We start from the raw sequence: 23,239 nt of genomic DNA, 5'->3' as shown, positions 1-23,239 counted from the left end.
GACAGAGTGAACAAACCGTTTGAGGTATTCATGGGGATGAAGTATTGGCTGGCCCTTGCCAATTTGGTGTGGCTGGGATGTTTGCCCACCGGCGTGGTACATGCGACCGAAGCACAAGTAGTGATGGCGGCCAGTAAAACCGGGCATGACTGGTATCAGGGCAGTCAGGCCGAACAGGCCCGTGTCGAGCTGGAGCAGCAGTTGCAAGAGGCTGTGCTGGCTCAGTTGCACCCCGATTTTTTCACCTTGTGGAAGCGCCTGCAGGCCGCGCCTGCCGCCAAGCGTGGTGCCATCTATGACGACATTTTTGCCAAGCTGAGCCGTTTCCAGCATGCCTGGCGGGGGATGGATCTGGTCTCGCGCGAGCAGATGAAGACTCTCAAGCTCGATTTGAACCGCCCTGTAGTGACCCAACCCAGCGATGATGACCTGCTCACCCAGGTGAAATCCCTGCGCCCTCAGGTGGCGGAATACGAGGCGGTGCGGGCTAAAGTGCACAAACTGCTGGCAATGCCGATGGCCAGCAAGTGGCCGACCCTCGATATGCCGACCCTGCGTGCCGGAGAGAGCTCCGCCGAGCTTGGCCAAATCCGCGCCATGCTCAACGAACTGGGTGACAGCGCCCCGAGCCACGGTGATCTGATTTACGATGGCGATACCGAGCAGGCCATCAAGCAGTTCCAGCGTCGTCATGGCCTTACCGCTGACGGTATTATCGGCCGCCAGACCCGCTCCTGGCTCAATACCGGCCCGCAAGTGCGCGCCAGCCTGCTGTTGCGCAACTTGTGGCGTCGCGATCTGGTGGATCAGCTCGCCGCTGGCCGCTACGTGCTGGTCAATATTCCCGACTATCGCCTGAGCGTGGTGGAGTCCGGCAACGAGGTGTTTACCAGCCGGGTCATCGTCGGCAAGGAGCAGCGGGCTACTCCCATTCTGGCAAGCGAAATTCGCTCCATCGTACTCAACCCCTCCTGGCATGTGCCGCGCTCGATCCTGAGCAAGGACATTCTGCCCAAGCTGAGTCGCGATCCTGCCTATCTGAGTCGTGAGCAGTTCGATGTCATCGATGGTGAGGGTAACCCGATCCAGTTCACCGAAGAGGGCTGGCGTCAGGCGCTGGCCGCCGGTTTCCCCTATCGTCTGCGGCAAAAGCCGGGTGATCACAATGCCCTGGGGCGCTACAAGTTCTACCTGCCCAACAACGAGGCCATCTACCTCCACTCGACCCCGCGCAAGGCGCTGTTCGAGCAGGGGGCGCGCGCTTTCAGCTCGGGTTGTATCCGGGTCGAGCATGCCGATGATCTGGCTGAACTGCTGCTGGCGGACTCCCGCTACCAGCCGGATAAGGTGGCCTCGATCCTCAAGGAGAGCGAGACCAAGTGGCTGCCGCTGACCAAGCCGATCCCGGTCTTTACCGTCTACTGGAGCAGCTGGATCGACGAAAATGGTCGCCAGCAACTGCGCAACGACATCTACGGATTTGATCGGGTCAGCTTCCAGAGCCGCCTGTTGTGATCCCTGCCACAGAGTGAAAAGCCCGGCCTGTGCCGGGCTTTTCTATTGAGCCCCTGCGGTTTGACATGAGGGGGACCTGCAGGTAGTTTCGAGCCCCGGTATCAAATTCATTCACCTGTTTCACTTCAATCTGCGATGGACGGACAACGAATGCTTAAACAAGAGATAAGTCGACGTCGCCTGTTGCTGGGTGCCGGTTGCCTGCTGGGCAGCTCGCTGATCTCCTTCCCCGCACTGGCAAGCCGCAGTACCACTGGTCGTGAACTGAGTTTTTTCAACCTCAACACCGGTGAGCGGGCAAGGGTCAGTTATTGGGAGAATGGCCGCTATCTGAATGATGGGCTGGCCGAGCTCAACCATATCTTCCGCGATTACCGGCGCAATGAAGTGTTCAACATCGACAAGAAGCTGTTTGATCAGCTGTTCCTGTTACAGCACAAGCTGGGCCGGCGCAGCGAAATCCAGCTGATCTCCGGCTATCGCGCCCCTGCGACCAATCGCCAGAAGCGTCACAAGAGCCGCGGCGTGGCCAAGCACAGCTACCACACTCTGGGGCAGGCGGTCGATGTGCGCATTCCCGGCGTGCAGCTGGCCAATCTGCGCAAGGCAGCGCTCCATCTCAAGGTGGGTGGCGTCGGCTACTATCCCCGCGATAACTTCGTTCACCTCGATACCGGCCCGGTCCGCAGCTGGTAAAGGGGTTGGCAAGCTGCCAAGCTCTTCCCACCAGTGAGGAGATAGCGATGAAAAAGTTAGTGATTGGTGGCCTGATCGCCCTGTTGGTGACCGGTTGCAGCAAGCTCAACCGCGAAAATTACGACCAGTTGAAGATGGGGATGAGTTACGCCGAGGCCAACACCATTCTGGGCAAGGCGAAGCGTTGTGACGATGCGTTGGGCACCACCAGCTGCCTTTGGGGCGGCGAGGGGAAGAACATCAAGATCCGCTTTATCGCCGACAAGGCGACCTTCTTCAGCTCGGAAGGAATTAACTGAGTCGCAGACCGTCCATGTAAAAAGCGCCACTCGGGCGCTTTTTTGTTGCTCGCAATCCAACCCGCTTCGCCAGAAACTGGCGTACTCAGTGGGTGGCGTACTGGTAGTTGAAGGTGGGCAGTCCCCACTTGAAGCGAACCGCCAGCAGTCGCAGCACAAAGCCGATGCCAATGGCGCCGAAAGCCGCCCAGTCGTTGGGCAGGCCCTGATCCAGTGCCAGACAGTAGAGCGCGGCAGTGATCAGCGAAATGGCGGCATAGAGCTCGCGGCGAAATACCAGCGGAATACGCTGGCAGAGCAGATCCCTGAGCACGCCGCCGAAGGCCCCGGTCACCACCGCCATGATGCAGGCGATGCCGGCACCGTGGCCCATATCCAGCGCACGGGCTGCGCCGAAGATGGAGAATACCACCAGTCCCAGCGCATCGAGCGCCATGAACAGCTTGCCGAGATAGCGCATCAGGGGGGCGGAAACCACCCCCGCCATTGCAGCGGCGGCAACCAGCAGCACATATTCCGGATGCTCAATCCAGAGCAGCGGATAGTGGCCCAGCAGCACATCGCGAATGGTACCGCCACCGATGGCCGTCGCCGAAGCGATGATTACCACCCCAAACAGATCCATCCGTCGCCGACCCGCGGCCAGCGCGCCGGTCATCCCTTCGGCCACCAGGCCCACCAAGAAGAGTGCATATAACATGAGATATCCCAGGGAACGAGAAAGGCCCGCATCCTACCAACTCGAGTTATATGGGACAAGCGTTCGAATACATGCATTAATTTAATTCATGCTAAATGCGAAAAAGGCACCGTTTCGGGTGCCTTTTTCTAATCAATGTTCAAGGATTAGCGTCCCAACTGCTGCTGCCGGTAGTGATCGACCCACATGGCGGTGGCGCCACAGATGGCGACCGGCATCACAAAGAGGTTCACCACCGGAATGGCGGAGAAGAGGGTGACCAGGGCGCCGAAACTCAGGCACTTGCCACGGCGCTGCTTCAAGGCATCGCGCATGGTGATGAAGCTTATCTTGTGGTTGTCGAACGGATAGTCGATGTACTGGATCGCCATCATCCAGGCGCTGAACAGGAACCAGAGCACAGGCGCCAGGGTCTGGCCCACCACCGGGATCAGGAACAGGATCAGGCAGCCGATGGCCTTGGGCAGGTAATACTTCAGCTTGGTCCATTCGCGGCCGAAGGTTCGTGGCACATCCTTGACGATATCCAGCATACCGCTGTCATTGGCGGATTGGCCGGTGAGGATCTGCTCCACCTTCTCCGCCAGCAGGCCGTTGAAGGGGGCGGCTACCCAGTTGGCAACCGAGCTGAAGATAAAGGAGAAGACCACCAGGATGGTGATGAGGGCGATGGGCCACAGCAGATAGTCCAGCCAGTCGAGCCAGGCGGGGATCTGCTGATGGAGCCAGGCGAACAGGCCGTCGAGCTGCAGCAGAAGGGCATAGAAGGCCCCGGCAAACAGCACGAAGTTGACCAGCAGGGGGATCAGCACAAAGGTGCGGATGCCCGGTTGGCGAATAAGGGAAAACCCGCGCAGGAAGTAGTCTGCACCGCTGATTGAATCTTTGACCATATGGGGTGATTGGCTCATGTGAGCTCCATCTATGCATGGGAGAACTGCCAGCATATTACAAACAAGCCTTTGATTTGGTAAAGTCGCCGACTATTCCTTATTTCGTGCCGTGGCGACTGAAAATCGGGCATTGAATGGGGATGATGCCTGCATATTACAAACAAAGCCGGGTCTGGATTTGGTAAAATTGCCTGCCCGCCTCCTCTTTATTTAGCCACTGATACAGGTCGCCATGCGTCTGAAACTGATCAAACTCGCCGGCTTCAAGTCGTTCGTCGAGCCGACCCGCATCGAACTGTCGGCAGACATGACTGCCGTGGTGGGCCCCAATGGCTGTGGCAAATCCAACGTCATCGACGCGGTGCGCTGGGTGCTGGGGGAGAGCTCCGCCCGCCATCTGCGCGGCGAGAACATGACCGATGTCATCTTCAATGGCTCTATCAACCGCAGTGCGCACGGGCGCGCCTCGGTGGAGCTGGTATTCGACAATCCCCACAACCGGGTGCCCGGCGAGTTCGGCCGCTTTACCGAGATCTCGGTGCGCCGCGAAGTGCTGCGTGACGGCTCCAACCACTATCAGATCAATGGCCAGAAGTGCCGCCGCAAGGATGTGACCGACCTCTTCCTCGGCACCGGCCTTGGCCCCCGCAGCTACGCCATCATCGAGCAGGGCACAGTCAGCCGACTGGTGGAGTCGCGCCCGGCCGACCTCAAACTCTTTATGGAAGAGGCGGCCGGGGTCTCCCGCTACAAGGAGCGGCGCCGCGAGACCGAGCAGCGCATTCGCCACACCCAGGAAAATCTGGAGCGCCTCGGCGATATTCGCGGCGAGCTGGGCTCTCGCCTTGACCACCTCAAAGCCCAGGCCGAGACCGCCGAGCGCTACAAACAGCTCAAGAGTCGTTCGCGCGCAGCTCGCTCAGAGCTGATTGGCTCCGAGTTGTGGGCGCTGGAGACGCGCCTTGGCGAGGCTAAAACAGAGCTGGCGCAGGCCGAGCAGGCGCTGGCGGCGCTCGATGCCAAACGCACCGCAGACGAAGGGCGCCACGTCACCCTGTCGGTCGCCAGACAAGAGGCGCAAGCCGAACAGGCGAGCCGCCAGCAACAGATTTTTCTCGGTGGCCAGGCCATCGCTCGCCTCGAACAGCAACAGCTGCACCAGAGTGAACTGGGGCGCGACTGGCAGGCCCGTGCAGAGGCGCTCGGTGAGCGGATTGCTACCCGCAAGGCGCAGCTTGCCAGCCAGCAGGATCAACTGACCGAAGGGGTATTGCGCGCAGAGCAGGAGAGCGCCCGGTTGGAGCAGTGTGAGCAGTTGCTCACCGAGCAGCAGGAGGCCCGCCAGCACGCCAGCGAGCAGCTGGAGCAGGCCCGCCTACGCCAGCAGCAGTGGCAACAACAGTTGGCCGGGGTGCAGGGGCAGCTCAATCAGACCCGTACCCGGTTGGGTGGTTTGCAGGAGCTGCAAGCCAAGACCCGGCTGGCGCGCCTCAAGCTGGAAGATGAACGCGCTGGCCCCCTCGGCACAGAGGCTGACGATCTGCAACCGGCCCTCGATGCCCTGAGTGGTGAGCTGGAGCTGACGCGGGCGGCCAATGGTGAGCTGACCGAGCAACTGGCGCAGGCGGTCGACGCCCATGAACAACTCAAGCAGCAGCATGGCCAGCAGTTGAGCCTGCAACGGGAGTTGGAGGCTCGGCTGGCGACGCTGGATCAGATCCTCGGCGAGCAGATGGAGGGGGCGACCCTGGCAGATCGACTGCAGGTTGCCCCTGAGTGGGCACAGGCGCTCGACAAGGTGCTGGGTCGCTGGCTCACCGCAACGCCGGCGGACGAGTGCAATCTGGCGCAAGAGGGACTCTGGATTGGCCCGGCGCAACCGGCGGTTGCCGGTACGCTGGCGGCGCAACTGGGTGGTGAGCACATTCCCGCCTTCCTCAATGCCATCTGGCTGGTGGAGAGCCGGGAGACCGCATTGGCCCGCCAGCCAAGCCTTGCGGCCGGTGAGTCGGTACTGACTCCTGCTGGTGACTGGCTGGGGCCAAACTGGGCAGATCTGGGGCAGGGCGCGGCGCTCGGCACCATGGCGCTGCTCGGTGAGCGTGAGCGGTTGCATGCCGAGCAGGAGAAGGTTGCCGCTGGGCTGGCACAGCTGAGCGAGCAACTTGTTGCTGCCGATGCCCGGCGCGCCCAGCTTGCCAGCGCGCAGGAGTTGTCGCAGCGAACCTTGCGCGAGCAGGAGCAAAAATGGCAACAACTGCGCGAAGCCTGGAGCCTGCAACAGGGTCAGCGGCAAGAGCGGTTGCAGCGGCTCGGTCAGCTCGGCGAAGAGCTGATCCGGCTCGATCAGGAGCAGGCCGAAGAGGCACAGCGGCTGGCCAGCGCCCGTGAACAACTGGAATGCGATGAGGCGCGCCTTACCGAGTTGCAGGAGCAGGGGGAGCCGCTGACGCAAGGGTTGCAGGTCGCTCAGGAGCAGCTGACCCGCTGCGAGCGGGCGGTCGACGAGGCCCGTGTGCGCCGCGAGCAGCAACAAGCGGTCTGCCAGCGTTTGCAACTGGAGTTGGGCAATCTGCGCCAACTCATTACCCTGGGCGAAGAGGAGTTGGCGAGGCTCGGGCTGGAGCTGGCCGGGCTGAAAGGGCCGGATAGCGAGGCCGTGCCGGATCTGGCGCCCCTGCTGGCCGAGCAGCGCAATCTGGAGGCGCAGCAGCTCGCCTGCCATCAACGGCTTGCGGAGCTGGAGCGCCAGCTTGGTGAGCTGGAACATGCCAGAAGTGCCGATCACAAGCAGCTGGTGACGTTGCAAGAGAAGCTGGCAACCCTGCGCCTTGAGCGCGAACGTAACCTCACCCGTCGACAGGGGCTGCACGAGCAGTTCGAAGAGTTGGGGGTTCGACTGGTAGATCTCGATCAGGCGGTGTTGATTGCCGCTGATCGCGGCAAGCTGCGCCAGGAGATCCAGACGTTGGAGACGCAAGTAGAAGCACTTGGTGCCATCAACCTGGCTGCGCTGGAAGAGTACGAAGAGGCGAAAACGCGAGCAACGTATCTGGAAAATCAGTGTCAGGATCTTGAGCAAGCGCTGGAAACCTTGAGCCAAGCCATTAAAAGAATTGATAAAGAGACACAAATACGGTTCCGGGACACTTTCGATAAGGTCAACGAAGATTTAAAATCCCTGTTTCCAAAAGTGTTCGGTGGGGGCAGTGCCTGGCTTGAGTTGACCTCCGATGATCTTTTGGAGGCCGGAGTGAGCATCATGGCGAGACCTCCGGGTAAGAAGAATGCTACCATTGCCCTGCTTTCCGGGGGGGAGAAGGCGTTAACCGCGCTTGCGCTGGTTTTTGCCATCTTCAGACTCAATCCAGCACCTTTTTGTCTGCTGGATGAGGTGGATGCACCGCTCGATGAAGTGAACGTCGGTCGCTTCTGTTCTCTTGTCAAAGGGATGTCGAGCACAGTACAGTTCGTTTACATCAGTCATAATAAGGTCTCCATGGAGATGGCTGAGCAGCTGGTTGGCGTCACGATGCAAGAGCCCGGGGTTTCTCGCATTGTGTCGGTCGATATCGGTGAAGCCGTCGCTTTGGCTGAGCAAAACTAGAAAGAGAAGCAGCTAATGCAGGAATTGCGTTACATCTTGGTTGCCCTGGGCGGTATTGCTATTGCGGCATTGCTCATTCACGGGTTGTGGAGCAACAGAAAAAATCGTCAGGCACCGATCAAAGAGAAACCGATTGGACGGATGGACTCCAAGTCGCGGGATCGTGACAACGACGCCTTCGACAGCGATGGCATCGGCCAGGTGCGTGTGGTCAGTGGTGGCCGTCGTGCCGAGCCCAAGCTGCGTAGCGAAGAGAGCCGCCAGCCGGAACTCGCTCGTCGCCCCGCCGTACCCGCCTTTGATGATGAAGATGACGAGGACGATCTGCCGCCGCCCGTAGTGCGCAAGCCTGCTGCCCGCCCGGTTCCGCCGCCTCCTGTCTATGAAGAAGAGGAAGCGTTCGACGAACCGCTGCCCGAGGAGATCGACGAGGCGCCCGCCGCGCCGGTGCGCAAGCCTGCTCAGGTCAATCGTCGTACCCCTGTCTACCGTTCCCGTCCCCAGCGCGAGCCCATGATGCAGTCGCTGGACGACGAGCCGCTGGTCGAGCCCGCTTATGCGACCGCACCGACCTTTGGTGCCCGTGCAGAGACAGTCCGTACCGCTGATACCGTTCGTGCCGAGCCGGTGCGTGCACCCGAGCCGGAATACCAGCCGCAGCCCCGTCATGTGGCTCCCGAGCCTGTGTATGAAGAGCCGGCCTATGTGGCACCTGCACCTGTGGTTGAAGAGCCGCGCATGGCCCCCCAGCCGGTCGAGAAGATCTGGCAGGATGTCTATGTCATCAACCTGATGGGCCGTCCGGGTCACGACTTGCAAGGTGCGACCCTGCTCTCATCCCTGATGGCGCTGGGCTTCAAGTTTGGCGAGATGGATATTTTCCACCGTCACGAAGATCCCAACGGCAAGGGTGAAGTGCTCTTCTCCATGATCAACATGGTCAAGCCGGGTACCTTTAACCCGTACCGGATGGAACAGTTCACCACGCCGGGTGTCTCCCTGTTCATGCAACTGCCGCTGCGCAGCAATGCCGCGTTTGCCTTCGAGGATATGCTGCAGGCTGCCGATCAGCTGGCCAGCGATCTCGATGCCATGCTGACAGATATGGATCGCAGCCCGCTGAGCGACGAGACCATTGCCCGTTACCGTCACGAGCTGGCTGCCTACGAGGCCAGTCGCGACTAATACGCCATGCGGGTCGAGTGAAGAAAAAGTGCGGTACCCTGGTACCGCATTTTTGTTTCTACCCCGGCCGTATGTTCAATCACACTTCGAGACTTTTTCATGAGCGATATTCTCTCCCGCCACCGTCAATTGTGTGAACTGCTTACCGAATATGGTCACCAGTATTATGTGCTGGATAACCCCACAGTGCCGGATGCCGAATACGATCGCCTGATGCGCGAGCTGATCTCGCTGGAAGCCGACCACCCCGAGCTGAAAACGCCGGCGTCCCCGAGCGTGCGGGTCGGCGGCCAGCCGCTGACGGCGTTCCGTCAGGTGCGTCACGAGATCCCCATGCTCAGTCTGGATAACGTCTTTAGCAGCGAAGAGTTGCAGGCGTTCGAACAACGGATGAGCGATCGCCTCAAGCGTGACGTGCGTTTCACCTTCTGCTGCGAGCCCAAGCTTGACGGTCTGGCGGTGAGCCTGCTCTATGTAAATGGTCAGCTGGTGCAGGCGGCCACCCGGGGCGATGGCGCCACCGGTGAGGAGATCACCGAGAACGTCCGCACCATCAAGGCCATTCCGCTCGCGCTGCGTGGCACTGGCTGGCCTGCCCGGCTGGAGGTGCGTGGCGAAGTCTTTATGCCCAAGGCCGGTTTTGAGGCGATGAACGCCAAGGCGCTGGCAGCGGGCGAGAAGGTATTCGTCAACCCGCGCAATGCCGCCGCTGGCAGCCTGCGTCAGCTCGATTCACGCATCACCGCCAGCCGTCCCCTGAGCTTTTACGCTTACGGCGTCGGTGTCGGCGGCGAGCAGCTCGGTGGCTCTCACTTCGGTCGCCTCAATCAGCTCAAGGAGTGGGGGTTGCCACTTAGTCCCGAGGTGAAACTCAAAGAGGGGTCTACCGGTTGTCAGGCGTTCCACGACGACATTCTGGCCCGCCGTGGCGAGCTGCCTTACGAGATCGACGGTGTGGTCTACAAGGTGGATGCTATCGCTCTGCAAGAGGAGCTGGGCTTTGTGGCCCGCGCGCCGCGCTGGGCGACCGCCCACAAGTTCCCGGCGCAGGAGGAGATGACAGAGCTTGAGAACGTCGAGTTTCAGGTTGGCCGTACCGGCGCCGTGACGCCGGTGGCCAAGCTCAAACCTGTGTTTGTTGGCGGCGTGACTGTCTCCAACGCCACCCTGCACAACGCCGACGAGATCGAGCGCCTTGGCGTCATGGTCGGCGATACCGTGATCGTGCGCCGGGCAGGGGACGTGATCCCGCAGATCGTCGCCGTGGTGGAGGCGCAGCGCCCAAGCGACGCCCGTGCGATCCTCTTCCCGACCGAGTGTCCGGTCTGTGGCTCTGCGGTGGAGCGGCTGGAAGGGGAAGCGGTTGCCCGCTGCTCCGGTGGCCTGTTCTGCGAGGCGCAGCGCAAGGAGGCGATCAAGCACTTTGCCGCCCGTCGCGCCATGGATGTGGATGGCCTTGGCGACAAGATTGTCGAGCAGTTGGTGGACAAGGGGCTGGTGAAGACTCCCGCCGATCTGTTCAGCCTCAACGCCATCCAGCTGGCCGGTCTTGAGCGGATGGGGCAAAAATCGGCCCTCAATCTGGTAGCCGCCATCGATGCGGCGCGCAGCACCACCCTGCCGCGCTTCCTGTTTGCTCTGGGGATCCGCGAAGTGGGGGAGGCGACTGCGCTTAACCTTGCCAATCACTTCCTCACCCTGGATGCCCTGCACGCCGCTTCGGTGGAGCAACTGCTCGAAGTGGCTGACGTGGGCGATGTGGTGGCCAAGCATGTCTACTACTTCCTGCGTCAGCCCCACAACGTGGAGGTGCTGGAAGCCTTGCTGGCAGCCGGCATCCACTGGCCGGCCATCGAGAAGAAAGAGGCCGCGGAGCAACCCTTTGCCGGCAAGACCTTCGTGCTGACCGGTACGCTGACCACCTTGTCGCGCAACGACGCCAAGGCGGCATTGCAGGCGCTGGGCGCCAAGGTAGCGGGCTCTGTATCTGCCAAGACCGATGTGCTGGTCGCGGGGGAAGCTGCCGGTTCCAAGCTGACCAAAGCACAAGAGCTGGGTATCACCATCTGGACCGAAGAGGAGCTGCAACAGGCGTTGCAGGGCTGAATAGCCCTCACCAAGCCTGCTAACCGCAGCACCCGATAAAAGAGAACCCGGCATGGCCGGGTTCTCTTTTTTTGTTTGGGTGGTCACTCACGCCAGAGGATCTTGTGACGCCATTTGTCGGGCACGGTGAGCTGCCAGCGGGCCAGCTCGCTCTTGCTGAAGACATATTCGCCGCGCAGGGCCGCGCGCGGGGAGATGGTACGGGGCAGGGTACCCGCCAGTATGGTGTTGATGAGGCTGGCTGCCTGTATCCCCTGATCGTGGCCGTCCAGCACCAGCCCGCCGATGGCCATCCCCTTGCCGACGGTAAATTCCCAGAAACAGAAGAGCGGCACCGGCGTGTTGGCGCTGGTCCACTCCAGCACCGTCTTTTCGCTCACATGCTTGCCATTGTCATCGACCAGTGTGTGGTAGAGGCCGAGGAAGATCGCCTGATAGCCGTTCTTCTTGGCGTTGAGCACCGCCTCCTGCCAGAGGCTGTAATCCCCCATCAGCTGGCTGTTGACCCGGGTCTGACCGACCCGCAGCTCGGTCTGGGTTTTGAACTCATCCTCAATGGCGGTGAGGGCCACATTACTGGAATCAAACAGCACCAGTGCCTTGTCGAGCCCCCCCATCATCTGGCTTATTTCGCTGATGTTGCGCTTGAGCAGGGGACGCTCAAGCACGCCGGTGATCTTGGGGTGGCCGACAAAGCCCTTGAGGCGCGGGTTCTCGTTCATGCCTAGAAACACCACCGGGGTACCCAGCGAGGCGATCTCGTTGGCCAGATAGTTGATGGCGTTGTCATCCCCCAGTACTACCAGATCCGGTTTGCTCTTCAGATAAAAGGAGATGGCTTGCTGGGTGATCTCGTCAAACTTCTCCCGTGGATGGCGTTTGGTATCCATATAGAAGTGAGTGATCTTGTGCTCCCCCTGCAAGCCATCGAGCAGTCCTTCGTTGTAGCTTTGATCCCACAGGTATTCGGGATGGTAGCTGCTGATCACCAGAATGTTGGCAGCCCAGAGCGGCAGGGCGAGGGTGGAGAGCAGTAGCAACATCAGGGAGGTGCGCATAGGTAATCCCTTGTCGAGCGGTAAAGTGTACTTACTCAGTATGGGTGGTTTTGGTTGGCGCTGTCATCTCGAAACGGGTGTGGCGGAGGAGCGATTTTTTTCGGTTGGACGGATCGGACGCCAGCCCGCACCACGCTTGGGGCTGGATTTGATTGGAGCTTTTTCTGGTTGGTCGTGAACTGTCCCGCTCGCTGAAAAACCTGTTCTGGATCAAGAAATGAGGCTTCGCTTTGGTGCCTAATAGACACCACATATAGGGACGCATTCGTTTTTAATCCCTATATGTTGTGTTATTAAGCTGTGTATAAGCTGTTCCCTTCCTATCTTCAGCCCAGGCTTGTCAAGCCTCGGCTGAATTTATTTGCGTCCAGGACGAGATGCCGGGAGGGGGGCCCAACAAGGGTGAGCCAGAGGCAAATGCCTGGCCTTTTAACGGGGAAAATTCATGAAACCGGTTGTGATCAAACGTGACGGATGTCGCGCACCATTCAATGCCCAGCTGATTCGCGATGCGGTCAGCCGAGCGGCGGAAGCGGTCAATCAGGCCAATCCGGCACTCGCCTCCCGCATTGCCAATGCGGTGAGTCAGGAGCTGGAAGGGCGTGGTGAAGTTGATATCCACGAGATCCAGAACCGGGTTGAAAACCACCTGATGGCTTCCGACGACAAGGCCATCGCCCGTGCCTATATCGAATATCGCCACGACAGGGATCAGGCTCGCGAGGCCCGCGGCCGTCTGGCGCAGGAGATCCGTGGTCTGGTCGAGCAGACCAACGCCGCCCTGCTCAACGAAAACGCCAACAAAGACTCCAAGGTGATCCCGACCCAGCGCGACCTGCTGGCCGGTATTGTCGCCAAGCACTATGCCACCAGCCACATGCTGCCCCGTGATGTGGTTCAGGCTCATGAGAGCGGCGATCTGCACTTCCACGATCTCGATTACTCACCTTTCTTCCCGATGTTCAACTGCATGTTGATCGATCTGAAAGGGATGCTGACCCACGGCTTCAAGATGGGCAATGCGGAGATCGATACTCCGAAATCCATCAGCACCGCCACGGCCGTGACCGCCCAGATCATCGCCCAGGTGGCGAGCCACATCTATGGCGGCACCACCATCAACCGCATCGACGAAGTGCTGGCCCCCTATGTGACCATCAGCTGGCAGAAACACCGTGAAGTGGCCGAAGAGTGGGGCATTGCCGATGTGGAAGCCTACGCCATGGCTCGCACCGAGAAAGAGTGCTACGACGCCTTCCAGTCGCTGGAGTACGAGGTCAACACCCTGCACACCGCCAACGGTCAGACGCCGTTCGTCACCTTCGGCTTTGGCTTGGGGGACAGCTGGGAGTCGCGGATGATCCAGCGCGCCATCCTCAGCAACCGCATCGCCGGCCTTGGCAAGAACAAGAAGACCGCCGTGTTCCCGAAACTGGTGTTCGCCATCAAGGATGGCCTCAACCACAAGCAGGGCGATCCCAACTACGACATCAAGCAGCTGGCGCTGGAGTGTGCCTCCAAGCGGATGTATCCGGACATTCTCAACTACGACCAGGTGGTCAAGGTGACCGGCTCCTTCAAGACCCCCATGGGTTGCCGCTCCTTCCTCGGTGCCTACGAGGAGAATGGCGAGCTGATCCACGAAGGTCGCAACAACCTAGGGGTGGTGAGCCTCAACCTGCCGCGCATTGCCCTGAAATCCCGTGACGAAGCGGACTTCTGGGATCGTCTCGATGCCTCCCTGCGGGTCGCCAAGAAGGCGCTGATGTACCGCATCACCCGTCTGGACGGGGTGAAAGCACGGGTTGCGCCGATCCTCTATATGGAAGGGGCCTGCGGCGTGCGTCTCAAGGCAGACGACAACGTCAGCGAGATCTTCAAGAACGGTCGTGCCTCCATTTCCCTCGGTTATATCGGGGTTCACGAGACCATCAACGCCCTGTTTGGTGACAAGGTGCACCTGTTTGACAGCGCCGAGCTGCAACAGAAAGCCATCGCCATCATCGCCCGTCTCAAAGCAGCCATCGATGAGTGGAAAGAGGAGACCGGCTACGGCTTCAGTCTCTACTCCACCCCGAGCGAGAACCTCTGCACCCGTTTCTGCCGCATCGACGCCAAGGAGTTTGGCGTGGTATCCGGCGTGACCGACAAGGGTTACTACACCAACAGCTTCCACCTTGATGTGGAGAAGCAGGTCAATCCGTACGACAAGCTGGACTTCGAGGCGCCCTATCCGCCCATCGCCAGCGGTGGCTTCATCTGCTACGGCGAGTACCCCAACATCCAGCACAATCTGGAAGCGCTTGAAAACGTCTGGGATTACAGCTATGACAAGGTGCCCTACTACGGTACCAACACTCCCATCGACGAGTGCTACGACTGCGGCTTTACCGGCGAGTTCGAGTGTACCTCCAAGGGCTTCACCTGCCCGCGCTGCGGCAACCACGACCCCGCCAAGGTGTCGGTGACCCGCCGTGTCTGCGGTTACCTCGGCAGCCCGGATGCGCGCCCCTTCAATGCGGGCAAGCAGGAAGAGGTGAAGCGCCGCGTCAAACATATGTGAGCGCTGCAATGATGAAGAGCTGGCCCCTGACTCAAGGGGCCATTTTCATTGGAGGGCGGCAACCATGCCGCAGTCCCGTGAACGAGGCAGGAAACAAACGATGCACTACCACCAATACTATCCGGTCGATGTGATCAATGGCCCCGGCACCCGTGCCACCCTGTTTGTCTCGGGCTGCGAACATCAGTGCCCGGGTTGCTACAACCAGAGCACCTGGCGGCTCGATGGCGGCAAGCCGTTCGATGAGACGATGAGCGATCGCATCATTGCGGATCTCAACGACAGCCGCATCAAACGGCGAGGTCTGTCGCTCTCCGGCGGCGATCCGCTCCACCCGGCCAACGTGCCTCACGTGCTGGCGCTGGTGAAACGGGTGCGTGCCGAGTGTCCGGGCAAGGATATCTGGTGCTGGACCGGTTATCTGCTCGGCGAACTGTCAGAGGCCCAGCGCGAGCTGGTGGCCTTGCTGGATGTGCTGGTGGATGGCAAGTATGAAAAGGAGTTGGCAGACCCGGGCCTGCTCTGGCGTGGCAGCAGCAATCAGCAGATCCACGACCTCAACGCCTGGCGTGATGCGGGTGAGCGAATTCCCTGTCTGGTTTGCAGTTGAAGTCCGGGATGTTTATGGTTAGCCCATTCCAATCCTGACGACATTTTTGAAAAGGAGAGCCGAGATGAACAATCTGCTCAAGATCCTGCTGGCCATTTTCCTGCCCCCTGTGTGCGCCTTTATCCAGGTGGGCTTTAGCCTGCACTTTTTAATCAACATAGTGCTGACCCTGCTGGGCGGTCTGCCAGGCATGGTCCATGCGCTCTGGCTGGTGGTGAGCGACAAGCGCGGCTGATGCCAGCGGCTGGTTAGTGAGCTTATTGACGATAAAAGGGCCAACCTCTCGGGGTTGGCCCTTTTGTTCATGTTCATACGAATACTTTTTCGTTAGGATGGGTGACTGACCAAGCGGGCCGCGTTGAGCGCCCTGCAGTCCGGCAACAAACACCGGCAGAGAACAAGGAGCGTTACATGAAGTGGAAAGTCGCAGTATGGTCAGGTCTGGCAGTGACACTGTTGCTGGGGTGCTCATCCCGTCAGGAGGTAGCGCACGAGCGCGCTCCGATCGCTATCCCTCTCGAGCAGTTGTCCAGCTACTGGGTTCAGGAGACGCAGTGGTCATGGCTTGGCAATGACGAGCCCGCCCTGCCAGCCAAACCGGTCAAGGGGTATGTGGAAGTTCGCTATCAAATCGACGCCAGCGGCACGCCGGTCAAGCCGGAAGTGGTGGCGGCCGAGCCCCCCGGCGAGCTGGAACAGAGCGCGCTGGCGACCCTCTCGCGGATCCGCTACAGCCCGGCAGAGGGCAACCCGGATGCCATTCCGGTCGAGGTGACCAACCGCTTCGAGATCGAGATCAACTGATCCCCCATCACTCTGATGCCAGAGAAAGAGAGACCCCGGCCAGGCCGGGGTCACGTTTATTGCTGTTTGCAGTCGTTGTAGGCGGTCTGCCACTCGCCATCCTGATCCCGTAGTTCGACAAAACCCTCATTCCCCTTGTTCCACCAGACGGCCTCGTGCTCGTCCGTATAGCGGGCACCGGAGGCCGAAATGGCCTGGGGCAGGGTGTAATCCTTGCCATCTGGCAGCGACAGCTTGATAAAACTGAGGCTTTCGTCGGAGAGGGAGAAGTAGCGCACCTGCACCTTCTTGCCCTGCTCGCACTGGTAACCGACAGGTTCGCCACCAGTGACTGAGAGGGTATTGCCCTGATTGCAGCCAGCGAGCAGGCCGAGGGTCAGCGCACCAGCGGCCATCATATGTGCCTTATTCATGATTACAGCTCCATTGGTGTCATACGGGCGTGAGCCTAACAGGTTGCCGTTATTGTGCAATCCATGTGGCCATTCGGTGCGTCGTTGGCTGTCTGGCCTGCCTCGGAGGTACCTCTAATTTGCGGCAGGGATGGCGAGGGAGGGGGAAACGCGGAAGACAAAAAAACACCCCGGCAAGCGACGGGGCGGAAATGAGCTCATCCATGGGCTGACAACAGTGTTTACAACAGGAGATCAATAACCGAAGCGGGTTGCCTCGAAGCGGTTAAGCAACCGGTGGATGAGGTAGCAGGCCAGCAGGGTGACGACGATGGCAAACAGTATGCTGCTCACCCGGTAGAGGGCGCTGAACACCAGATCGTTGCCCGGGGTGAGGTACTGGCCAAACAGGATGCCGAGAGTGGTGAGGGCGCCAAAGCCGACCCCCGAGCCGCCCGCCTCCTTGACATGTGCATGGCTGAACAGCATGGCGCCGAGCCACAGCAGTGGGGCGACCAGCAACAGTTGCCCTGACCAGTCATAGAGCACCAGCTGGCCGAGCAGGCCGAAGGTGACCCCCAGCAAGGTGCCCATCGCCCGTTTGCGGGCATAACTGAGGGCACCGTTCCAGTGCATGGGAAACAGCACCAGCAAGGTCGTGGCTTGGGCGGACATGGAGTCATGCAGATCAAATATCTGAAACACCAGAAACGAGAGGGTGGCCACTGTGGCACCCAGCAGCGCCTCATGGCGCATCCGGTGCGGCGCCTTGGGGGCTGACGAGGGTTTGGGTCTGGTCTCCACATCCGGGATCAGCATGGTCATCAGATAGGCGATCAGCACCGACAGCACGCTCGACCAGAGGTTGTTGAGGATCAGGTCGTTGAGGTCGGTCTGCGGATAGCTGGCAAAGTGCAGCATGATGCTGAGGCTCAGCACCCCGTTGGCCCCGAACAGAAACAGGCTGCCCCGCGACATGGCGGCGAAGCGGTAGAGAAACAGCAGAAAGGCGATGGGGGTCATCAGCGCCGGATGGCTGCCAAACAGCCCTCCCAGCAGCCCGACCTCCACACCACAGACTGCCGCCGCGGCGATCAGCTGGCGCGCGGCATGGCCATTCATTACAGGTACCATCCCCAGCAGCAACACTGGGGTAACTGTGTAGAAGACCCCGTAACCCCAGCCAAACAGCTTGCAGAGCAGAAAGCCCGTGGTGCAGCCAAAGGCGATGCGCAGGCACTGGCGCAGCTCGTTGCCGGTGAGGGGGCGATACCAGAGGTGCGCGGCGTGATGAGCAGGCACGGTATTGGTAGCTACGGAGGTCGCTACGGGATTAGTAGATACCTGATTAATAGACATAATGCAGCAGGCTGAGCAGGTGGATCTGGCCCCGTGCCAGCATGGCGGTCAGGGCATTGTCCGGCAGCAGTTGCACCGTGGCCCGCGCACCGGCTGGCAGATGGTCGGGGAGCTGGTCCAGCTCGAGGTGCAGCCGCATCCGCTGGGCATCCCGTACCCAGCGATCCGACTCCACTGGCGCCGCCAGTCGACCATTGGCATCAAACTGACCGGCACTCACCCCGGCATCCAGACTGCTTACCCGGGCAGGATAGAGTTGACCCGGTTCGCCATCGAAGGCGACCAGTGCGCGGGTTTGCTCGCCGATATGGCGCAGGCTCTTCTCCCGAAAATCGGCAATGACATCTACCTGTTCCGACACCAGCGCCAGCAGCGGGCTGCCGGTGCTGGCGATACTGCCCGGCTTGAGCTGCAGGTTGGTGATGGTGCCATCCTGATCCGCGTGGACCCGGCTGTAAGAGAGGGCCAGCTCCGCTTGCGCCAGTTTGTTGCGGGCCTGGCGCAGCAACAGATTGCCCTCACCGGTCACGCCACGGCTCGCCTTGATCTGGGCCAGCTTGGCCTGACTGGCGCGCAGGTTGGCCTGAGCGCTGCGCAGGGCACTGTCAGCCTCATCTTTTTGTTGCAACGAAACCATATGGCGTTGAAACAGCGCATCGGTTCGCTCAGCCTCGCGCCACTTCTGGTTGGCCAACGTCTCTTTGGCGTTGATCTCGGCAACGGCGGCGGTCAGGGCCGCATCCAGTTCACTGTTCTGCTGTTCTGCCTGCGCCAGCGCAAGGCGGGCCTGCTCCACCGCCAGTTCAAAAGGGGCCGGATCCAGCCTGAACAGCAGATCCCCCTTCTTGACCTGCTGGTTGTTGTGAACGGCGACCTCGATCACCTTGCCACTGACTTGGGGGGCCAGCTTGGTGACCACCCGGGTCGCCATCGCCTGAGGGGTGAGGGGCATCAGCAGGTCGGCTATCAGAAAATAGGCAAACAGGGTGGCAAAGCCCGCCATGGACCATTTGATCCAGCGGGTAAATTGTTGATCCGGGGTCATCTTATTCTCTCTCTGTGTCGGTCTCGGGAGGACTTGTATCGCCTCCGACTTGTCGGTCGTGGTGTTGTTCAATTTTGCTGAGGGCGTTGGCCGAGATCCGCTGCACCGTGGCTTCAAACAGCTGCAGGGTCTGCTCGTCGATGCCCCCCAGCAGCTCGCGGCGGATATTCATGATGCGGTCGGCGATCTGATCGAGCAGGGTCTGGCCGGCCGGGGTCACGCAGACGATGCGGGCCCGCTTGTCCTGACTGCAGCAGTGGCGCTCAATCAGTCCCTGCTCTTCCAGCTGGCCCAGAGTGCGCATCAGGGATGGGAGCTCTATCTCGAGGGCTTCGGCCAGGGTCTTCTGGCTGACATGGTTCCCCATGCGGGAGAGCTTCCACAGCGCGGTCCAGCGGGGATGGGTGAGGCCAAGGGGGGCCAGCTCCAGATCGGCGGCAGTACGCCATAGCCGGTGCATCCGCGCTATCTGCTCGGCGAGCGACAGCTCGCGCAACCTTTCCAGATCCGTCATCTTCTCATCCTCAATATACTTAGCCTGCTAACCATCATACTTGTTTAGCAGGCTAAGTAAATAGTGTGATGCGGATCATGTTTCTGGTCGGATCTTTCGCTGGTGCGAGTTAGCATCGTTCGAGCCCCTGATATTATTCTCGGAGCTGATCCACCCGAGGCTCTCTTGCCGATTCGGATATTGCGCCGTGAATTGAGGATATCCGGTGGTTATTTTCATAAAATTTTCAGCTTCAGCGAGCAGCTCTTTTTTTATCCGCTAATATTGATGGGGTTATAAAACAAGGGGGGAACGGGCTGTGGATGAATATGACAGTGGATGTGTGTATCTGGCAATTGAAACGCTGTTGAGTGATGGAGAATATGGTGCAGAGTCACACCATGGCGTGAATCGGGAAGGCGCAATCAGAAGTACCGATATCAGTCATGATTTTGACCCCGCCAATATTCCATTGCTGTTGGCAGAATAGACCTGACCGTGTGTGTTCCTTGTGAGTTCAAGCCAGTGCTCTGGTATTCGCTGGCTTGACTCATCACTATTTCAATCTCCCCTTTTTGCATCTTTCTCCTCACCATTTTCCATCGTGCGTGCTTCCTGCACGCTGACTCAAACCCTGATGTGGCAAGCCGTGGCACTTGCGTTATGGCGATGACATTGCCCGCTGATTATCACTCACAGGAGCTGTGGCGATAAATGGTCGCAGAGCTTGTCATCTGGCTCTGTTATTTCCTCGAAGGGGGGAGATCATCGCATCGTTATTACTGCTGATCACCCAAATATCCGCCATTGGGCTCGCTCGTTTTATCGCCCAATTTCCTGGTCAAGCAGGGCATCGATGGTCTGGTGTTCTATTGTACTGCATGCGTTGGCGGCACCATGATGTTTAAGTTTTTAATGTTTTTATATGGCTTTGCAATCTGGCTAACCGACAGGGGCGAGGGGGATCAATAAAGTAGCGGCCACAATCACACGCAGAGTACATAACAATGAAAAACCTCTCACCCCTACCAACCACACAAGAAAAGGCCGCCTTTATGGGCGGCCAACAAATTGCCGGTATGCCGCTCTTTATATTTTGGGGGCTGGCGACTTGCGTTCTCTTTTCCGGCTGGAATGGCTCGTTGCCGCTGGGCATGGTCGGTGCGCTGGCACTGATGTTTGTGCTGGGCACCCTGCTGACCGAGCTGGGGGAGCGGATCATGCCGATCCGTGAATATCTGGGGGGCGGCACCATCCTCGCCATCTTTGGTGGCGCCGCCCTGTTTGAATATCAGCTGCTGCCGGTGCAGGCGGGGCAGGTCATCACCAACTTCATGAAGGAGGGGGGCTTTCTCAACTTCTTTATCGCCAGTCTGGTGACCGGTTCGGTGTTTGGCATGAGCAGTGCGCTGCTGAAAAATGCCGCCATGCGCTATCTGCCGGTGATCCTCGGCGGCGTGACGCTGGCCTTGCTGAGCGTCGGCTTCGTCGGCTCCCTGATGGGTTACGGCTTCAAGAATGCCGTGCTGCTGATCGGCCTGCCCATCATGGGCGGTGGCATGGGCGCAGGTGCCGTGCCCCTGGTGGAGATCCTCTCCGGCCCGATGCAGATGTCCAGTGCGGATCTCTTGTCGCGCATAGTACCGGCGGTGGTGATCGCCAATACCCTGGCCATTCTGGTGGGTTCCCTGCTGGCGCGCCTTGGTCGCCGTTACCCCTCCCTGACCGGCAACGGCAAGCTGATGGTCAAGGAAAATAGCCAGAGTATTGCTGACGAGCAGGCCGAAGCGCCGACCCTGCAGAGTCTTGGCATGGGCCTTTTCATCAGCTCCAGCATGTTTGTGCTGGGCTCCCTGCTCGGCAACTTTATCCCCATGCACCCCTTCGCCCTGATGATTTTGGCGGTTGCCTTCATCAAGGTGAGCGGCGTGCTGCCGCGCCGTTATGAGCAGGCGGCGGCCGATTGGTATCAGTTTGTGGTGAGCAACCTCACCCCCTCCCTGCTGGTGGGGATCGGCGTCGCCTACACCAGTATTCCTGAGCTGATCAGCGCCTTCTCCATCAGCTATTTCGTGCTGGTCATGGTTACCGTGATCGGTGGCGCCCTCGGCGCGGCGCTGGTGGGCCGGATGATCGGTTTCTATCCCATCGAGGCGGCCATTACCGGCGGACTCTGCATGGCCAACATGGGCGGCACCGGCGATGTCGCTGTGCTCTCGGCGGCCCAGCGCATGAAGCTGATGCCCTTTGCCCAAATATCTTCTCGCCTTGGCGGTGCCGTAATGCTGATTTTGGCCACCGCCCTTATCTCCCTGCTTGCCTGATACCGGATTGAGGAACAAACAAGATGAACGACATCATGATGGGTACCAGCCTGCCCTATGCCGAGCGCAAACGTCAGGGCGTGCGGGGTCGTATGCCCCATAAGGAGGAGTCCCTCTCTCAGCAGCGGCGGCGGATCTACCGGCTGGTCAGCGCCATGCAAAGCCCGTTTGACCAGCATCTGCTGTTGCGTCAGCTGCAGGAGGACAATCCGGTGCTGTTCTACGATCTGGTGCGCCACCATCTGCCGGAGCTGTTGCCGATCATCTATACCCCGGTGGTGGGGGAGGCGTGCCAGCGCCACAGCGACCTCTATCTGCGCAGCCACGGCCTCTATCTCTCCTGGCACGACAGGGATGATCTGGATGATATCCTCGAGTCGGTGGAGCAGGAGGTGGACGTGATCGTCATCTCCGATGGCGAGCGGGTGCTGGGGCTCGGCGATCTCGGTATCGGCGGCATGGGGATCTGTATCGGCAAGTTGGCGCTCTACTCCGCTGCTGGCGGCATTAATCCGGCGCGCACCCTGCCGCTCTGTGTCGATGTGGGTACCAACAACCCCGAGCTGCTGGAGGATGACTCCTACCTCGGCTGGCAATCCCCGCGCATTGACGGCGAGAGCTACTACCACTTTATGGACAAGGTGGTGGCCGCCATTCGCAAGCGCTGGCCGCAGGTGGTGCTGCAGTTTGAAGACTTTGCCGGCAAGCACGCCGCCAACTTGCTGACCCGCTATCGGGACGATCTCTGCATGTTCAACGACGATATTCAAGGGACGGCGGCGGTCGCCTCTGCCTGCGTGCTGGCCGGGTTGCAGCAGGCGGGTACCGCCCTGGGCGATGCCCCGGTGCTGATCGTCGGCGCGGGTTCTGCCGGTTGCGGCATCGCCGCCATGCTGGCCCAGCTGGCGGGGCGCAGCGATGGCGTCTGGCTGTTTGATCAGGATGGAGTGGTCTGCAGCGATCGTCCCAACTTGACTCGCGCCCAACAGCCGTTTGCCCGCGCCGTTGAGGAGGGGAACAGTTCGCTGCTGGAGACCATCCGTCAAGTTCGCCCGGCGGTGCTGATCGGGGTGAGCGGGCAGGGCGGCCTCTTTACTGGCGAGGTGTTGCAGGCGATGGGGGAGGAGTGCGATCAGCCGGTGATCCTGCCACTCTCCAACCCGACCCGCAGCGCCGAGGCCACCCCCGAGCAGGTGTGGGCTGCCACAGATGGCCGCGCCCTGCTGGCCACCGGCAGCCCCTTTGCGCCGGTGACGGTGGCCGGGGAGTGGCGGGTAGTCTCCCAGTGCAACAACGTCTATGTCTTCCCGGGGATTGGTCTCGGGGCCTGCGCGGTCAAGGCGCGCCGCATCAGCGATGGCATGTTGCTGGCCGCGGTGCGGGCGGTTGGTGCCTATCCGCTGGTGGCGGGCCGGCTGTTGCCCCCGATTGAACAGGTGGGAGAGGTGGCCCGCGCCGTCGCCAGAGCGGTGGCGCTCTGCGCACGCGAGGAAGGATTGGCCGATTTTGTTGGCGATCCGGCACCTTTGATTGACCAGACCTGGTGGCATCCGCACTATTGGGCAGCGTCCTGACGTTTTAAGGTATGTG

Annotated in this window: 20 protein-coding genes; 13 read left to right on the top strand and 7 right to left on the bottom strand. The window is 60.2% G+C overall.

Features of this window, described 5'->3' with window-relative positions; genetic code table 11:
- The first annotated feature begins 30 nt into the window (after positions 1 to 30).
- The 3 genes from ACW5W8_RS13165 to ACW5W8_RS13155 all read left to right on the top strand — a co-directional run bounded on the left by ACW5W8_RS13165 (position 31) and on the right by ACW5W8_RS13155 (position 2,510).
- A complete protein-coding gene (locus tag ACW5W8_RS13165) occupies positions 31 to 1,515 on the top strand; it encodes a L,D-transpeptidase family protein (RefSeq protein ID WP_498628268.1) in 1,485 nt (494 codons plus the stop codon).
- A 150-nt stretch (positions 1,516 to 1,665) separates the two neighbouring features.
- Entirely contained in the window at positions 1,666 to 2,211 is a 546-nt protein-coding gene (mepK, locus tag ACW5W8_RS13160) for a peptidoglycan L,D-endopeptidase MepK (RefSeq protein WP_498628257.1), read from the top strand.
- Between the two features lie 47 nt (positions 2,212 to 2,258).
- The gene (locus ACW5W8_RS13155; RefSeq protein WP_498628256.1) at positions 2,259 to 2,510 is read left to right on the top strand and encodes a DUF3862 domain-containing protein; all 252 of its coding nucleotides are present in this window, start codon (positions 2,259 to 2,261) and stop codon (positions 2,508 to 2,510) included.
- Positions 2,511 to 2,595: 85 nt separating this feature from the next.
- Here the strand turns inward: ACW5W8_RS13155 and ACW5W8_RS13150 are convergent, their stop codons facing one another.
- Positions 2,596 to 3,210: a trimeric intracellular cation channel family protein gene (locus tag ACW5W8_RS13150; protein WP_498628255.1), complete on the bottom strand. Its 615-nt coding sequence runs from the start codon at positions 3,208 to 3,210 to the stop codon at positions 2,596 to 2,598.
- A 146-nt stretch (positions 3,211 to 3,356) separates the two neighbouring features.
- Positions 3,357 to 4,121, bottom strand: coding sequence for a sulfate transporter CysZ (gene cysZ, locus ACW5W8_RS13145; protein WP_498628254.1), 765 nt, complete (start codon positions 4,119 to 4,121; stop codon positions 3,357 to 3,359).
- A gap of 214 nt (positions 4,122 to 4,335) precedes the next feature.
- On the opposite strand from cysZ, the gene ACW5W8_RS13140 reads away from it, so the two are divergent.
- The 3 genes from ACW5W8_RS13140 to ligA all read left to right on the top strand — a co-directional run bounded on the left by ACW5W8_RS13140 (position 4,336) and on the right by ligA (position 11,001).
- Complete coding sequence (locus ACW5W8_RS13140; protein ID WP_498628253.1) at positions 4,336 to 7,710, top strand: AAA family ATPase; 3,375 nt, start codon at positions 4,336 to 4,338, stop codon at positions 7,708 to 7,710.
- Between the two features lie 15 nt (positions 7,711 to 7,725).
- Entirely contained in the window at positions 7,726 to 8,895 is a 1,170-nt protein-coding gene (gene zipA, locus ACW5W8_RS13135; RefSeq protein ID WP_498628252.1) for a cell division protein ZipA, read from the top strand.
- A 99-nt stretch (positions 8,896 to 8,994) separates the two neighbouring features.
- Positions 8,995 to 11,001 (top strand): NAD-dependent DNA ligase LigA, encoded by a 2,007-nt coding sequence (ligA, locus tag ACW5W8_RS13130; protein ID WP_498628251.1) that lies wholly within the window; start codon positions 8,995 to 8,997, stop codon positions 10,999 to 11,001.
- 83 nt (positions 11,002 to 11,084) lie between these two features.
- Here ligA and ACW5W8_RS13125 read toward each other — a convergent pair whose 3' ends face one another.
- Positions 11,085 to 12,059 carry an ABC transporter substrate-binding protein gene (locus ACW5W8_RS13125; protein WP_498628250.1) on the bottom strand — a complete coding sequence of 325 codons (975 nt, stop codon included), beginning with the start codon at positions 12,057 to 12,059 and terminating at the stop codon, positions 11,085 to 11,087.
- Positions 12,060 to 12,504: 445 nt separating this feature from the next.
- On the opposite strand from ACW5W8_RS13125, the gene nrdD reads away from it, so the two are divergent.
- From nrdD to ACW5W8_RS13105, 4 genes are all read left to right on the top strand, one after another.
- Positions 12,505 to 14,622 (top strand): anaerobic ribonucleoside-triphosphate reductase, encoded by a 2,118-nt coding sequence (nrdD, locus tag ACW5W8_RS13120; RefSeq protein ID WP_498628249.1) that lies wholly within the window; start codon positions 12,505 to 12,507, stop codon positions 14,620 to 14,622.
- Positions 14,623 to 14,722: 100 nt separating this feature from the next.
- Positions 14,723 to 15,232 (top strand): anaerobic ribonucleoside-triphosphate reductase-activating protein, encoded by a 510-nt coding sequence (gene nrdG, locus ACW5W8_RS13115; RefSeq protein ID WP_371155701.1) that lies wholly within the window; start codon positions 14,723 to 14,725, stop codon positions 15,230 to 15,232.
- A 64-nt stretch (positions 15,233 to 15,296) separates the two neighbouring features.
- Positions 15,297 to 15,467, top strand: a complete 171-nt coding sequence (locus tag ACW5W8_RS13110) for a YqaE/Pmp3 family membrane protein (protein ID WP_005343870.1) — start codon at positions 15,297 to 15,299, stop codon at positions 15,465 to 15,467.
- Positions 15,468 to 15,643: 176 nt separating this feature from the next.
- A complete protein-coding gene (locus tag ACW5W8_RS13105) occupies positions 15,644 to 16,036 on the top strand; it encodes a TonB family protein (RefSeq protein ID WP_042658002.1) in 393 nt (130 codons plus the stop codon).
- A gap of 56 nt (positions 16,037 to 16,092) precedes the next feature.
- Here ACW5W8_RS13105 and ACW5W8_RS13100 read toward each other — a convergent pair whose 3' ends face one another.
- From ACW5W8_RS13100 to ACW5W8_RS13085, 4 genes are all read right to left on the bottom strand, one after another.
- A complete protein-coding gene (locus tag ACW5W8_RS13100) occupies positions 16,093 to 16,449 on the bottom strand; it encodes an MliC family protein (protein ID WP_498628248.1) in 357 nt (118 codons plus the stop codon).
- A gap of 234 nt (positions 16,450 to 16,683) precedes the next feature.
- Positions 16,684 to 17,787 (bottom strand): DUF2955 domain-containing protein, encoded by a 1,104-nt coding sequence (locus tag ACW5W8_RS13095; RefSeq protein ID WP_498628247.1) that lies wholly within the window; start codon positions 17,785 to 17,787, stop codon positions 16,684 to 16,686.
- Positions 17,777 to 18,832 (bottom strand): HlyD family secretion protein, encoded by a 1,056-nt coding sequence (locus ACW5W8_RS13090; protein WP_498628246.1) that lies wholly within the window; start codon positions 18,830 to 18,832, stop codon positions 17,777 to 17,779. Before ACW5W8_RS13090 ends, ACW5W8_RS13095 begins: the two co-directional genes overlap by 11 nt.
- Before the next feature lies 1 nt (position 18,833).
- Positions 18,834 to 19,346, bottom strand: a complete 513-nt coding sequence (locus ACW5W8_RS13085) for a MarR family transcriptional regulator (protein ID WP_498628245.1) — start codon at positions 19,344 to 19,346, stop codon at positions 18,834 to 18,836.
- 298 nt (positions 19,347 to 19,644) lie between these two features.
- Here ACW5W8_RS13085 and ACW5W8_RS13080 point away from each other — a divergent pair, with 298 nt between their 5' ends.
- From ACW5W8_RS13080 to ACW5W8_RS13070, 3 genes are all read left to right on the top strand, one after another.
- Positions 19,645 to 19,815, top strand: a complete 171-nt coding sequence (locus ACW5W8_RS13080; protein WP_498628244.1) for a hypothetical protein — start codon at positions 19,645 to 19,647, stop codon at positions 19,813 to 19,815.
- 517 nt (positions 19,816 to 20,332) lie between these two features.
- Complete coding sequence (locus ACW5W8_RS13075; RefSeq protein WP_498628243.1) at positions 20,333 to 21,649, top strand: 2-hydroxycarboxylate transporter family protein; 1,317 nt, start codon at positions 20,333 to 20,335, stop codon at positions 21,647 to 21,649.
- A gap of 23 nt (positions 21,650 to 21,672) precedes the next feature.
- On the top strand, positions 21,673 to 23,223 hold the full coding sequence (locus tag ACW5W8_RS13070) for an NAD-dependent malic enzyme (RefSeq protein WP_498628242.1): 1,551 nt from the start codon (positions 21,673 to 21,675) through the stop codon (positions 23,221 to 23,223).
- Positions 23,224 to 23,239: the final 16 nt, after the last annotated feature.

It is taken from the genome of Aeromonas aquatilis (genome assembly GCF_054052405.1).
This window is presented reverse-complemented; position numbering and strand designations above follow the sequence as displayed.